The 2,460-nt window shown below is 45.9% G+C and carries 3 protein-coding genes; all 3 read right to left on the bottom strand.

Translation table 11 applies throughout. The features are described 5' to 3' along the window. Window positions 1–53: 53 nt before the first annotated feature. On the bottom strand, window positions 54–1,001 hold the full coding sequence (locus F7C14_RS10255) for an ABC transporter ATP-binding protein (RefSeq protein WP_290902566.1): 948 nt from the start codon (window positions 999–1,001) through the stop codon (window positions 54–56). After that, the gene (locus tag F7C14_RS10250) at window positions 998–1,804 is read right to left on the bottom strand and encodes an ABC transporter permease (RefSeq protein ID WP_290902564.1); all 807 of its coding nucleotides are present in this window, start codon (window positions 1,802–1,804) and stop codon (window positions 998–1,000) included. The genes F7C14_RS10255 and F7C14_RS10250 overlap by 4 nt, the downstream gene beginning before the upstream one ends. After that, the coding region (locus tag F7C14_RS10245; RefSeq protein WP_290902561.1) for an ABC transporter permease at window positions 1,804–2,460 on the bottom strand (657 nt) is incomplete at its 5' end. The genes F7C14_RS10250 and F7C14_RS10245, both read right to left, overlap by 1 nt.

Here is a 2,460-nt window from a genome sequence, read left to right as displayed (position 1 = left end):
GCGTCTCTATGAAGGATTTTTGAACGGGAAAGTACTTTTTCAGATTTTCAACCTTAAGCATTTCCCTCACCGTAAAGCCAACACTTAACGAGCCTACTTTCTATACCAATTGTAGGTGGTTCTTTCTTGCAAATATCTCTTGCCTTGGGGCATCTATCTCTAAATCTGCAGCCCTCCGGAGGATTGACCAAATCAGGAGGAGAGCCCGGAAGGGGCTTTATTTCTCTATCAAGCCATAGATCTGGAACCGAAGAGATCAAACCAGCCGAATAGGGATGTAACGGCTCGTTAACAACCTTTTCCGCATCTCCATATTCGACTATCCATCCGGCGTACATCACAGCAATTTTGTCGCTTCTCTCAGCCGCAAGACTGAAATCGTGAGTTATAAGCAAAATCGACCTCTCCCCCTTCTTTAGTTCTTCCAGCAAATCCATAATCTTCTCCTGAACTATGACGTCAAGAGCCGTAGTTGGTTCATCAGCTATTAGAAGCTTCGGATTCATAGCTACAGCCATCGCTATAACAACCCTTTGCCTTTGTCCACCGCTGAGCTGATGTGGGTAATTGTAGAACATCTCAGCTGGCAAACCAACACTTTCAAGCGATTTTTTGGCAATTTCTTCAGCCCTTTCCTCCTCAACTCCGTGTTCGGTCAGCATCTCAACGAACTGATCCCCAACTCTTTCCAACGGATCCAAACTCGTCATCGGATCTTGAAAAACCATTCCTATGTCCTTTCCTCTGATTTTTCTCATCTCCTCCTCGCTTATTTTCAGCAAATCCTTACCCTCGAAAATTATGCTTCCGGAAGTTATTCTCCCCGGTTTTCTAATCAACCTCATTATCGAATAAGCGAGGGTGCTCTTTCCGCAGCCAGATTCCCCGACAATTCCCACAAACTCACCTCTATTAACGTTTAAGTTAACCCTATCCAACGCTTTCAGAACTCCCCTGCTCGTTCTGAATTCGGTGACGAGATCCCTTACTTCGATTATCATCTCTCCTCCCTCGCGAGGTACTTCTCGCTTAAAGCCTCACCAACCAAAGCGAAGCCAAGAGATAGAAGCATTACCATTAAACCGGGAAACGTTATCATCCACCAGTATCCGGCTGGAAGGTAAGGCTTACCAGAACTAAGATCGAAACCCCAGTCTGGAGTTGGAGCTGTGACTATGAATCCAAGGAAACTTAAACCCGCTTCAGTGATAATAGCATCGGCAACGCTTAAGGAGAAGACGACGATGACCGTCGTAGCGACGTTGGGAAATATGTACTTCCTTAGAATTCTTGCGTTGCTTGCTCCAGAAACTTTGGCTGCCTCCACAAACAACCTCGTTTTTATCGAAAGAGTTTGCCCTCGAATCATTCTGAAATACGTGGGAATGTAAACGACAGCTATGGCAACCATGGCGTTGAAAACGCTCGGTCCTAAAACAGCTGCAATAGCTATAGCCAAAATAAGGCTCGGAAAAGCGTAAAGACTGTCCATTATCATCGAAAGCACTCTATCAAGCTTTCCGCCATAGTATCCAGAAATTAAGCCAAGAGGGACTCCGACGAGCATAGAAAGGAGAGATGCGGAAAATACGACGATGAGAACAACTCTCGCACCGTACACAACCCTTGAGAATATATCTCTCCCAAGGTTGTCAGTGCCCATTATGTGCTCGGCACTCGGAGGCTGCAAAACATCTCCTGTCGATTTTGTCGGGTCGTAGGGAGCTATGAAAGGAGCAAAAATTGCCATAAATACCACAGCGGAAATTATAGCCAGTCCTGCATAAAGCATTCTGTTGCTCATCAGTACCTCACCCTCGGGTCGAGTAAAGCGTATATCACATCAACTATCAAGCTAATCAAAGCGACAAAGAGAGCGTAGAACACTATAGCCCCCTGAACGGAGGGATAGTCTCTGTACTGAATTCTTTCAAGGAGGAAAGTTCCCATTCCGGGCCACGAGAACGTTGTTTCTGTCAAAACCGCTCCCGCTAAGAGGATGGCAAACTGCAAACCCATTAGCGTTACCACCGGAATGAACGCGTTTTTCATCGCATGGAATATCACCTTCCTCTCCCTAACCCCCCTCGCTCTGTAAGCCATTATGAAATCCTGATTCAGCACGTCTATCAGGTTGTTTCTCACTATCCTCGTGTAAGCTCCGCTGAGAACTATTCCGAGAGTTATCGAGGGTAAAATTAGGTGGCTTAGAGCGCTAACCAAAGCGTTGAAATTTAACGTCAACAAGCTGTCTATGACGTAAAGTCCGGTGATTCTTTCCGGAGCTAAACCGGCATCAATTCTGCCCCCTATCGGTAAAAGTCCGAGATAAACTCCGAAAACCATCTGCAAAAGCATACCGAACCACGGAATGAAAAGGGTGTAAGCGAAAACGCTGTAAAGTCTGAGGGAGGCATCAACTTTCGTACCCCTTCTAAAAGCAGCTATTGAGCCAGTAAT

The organism is Ferroglobus sp., assembly GCF_015521575.1.
GTDB lineage: Archaea > Halobacteriota > Archaeoglobi > Archaeoglobales > Archaeoglobaceae > Ferroglobus.
The sequence above is the reverse complement of the archived record's forward strand: the minus strand, read 5'-3'. Positions and strand labels throughout refer to the sequence as shown.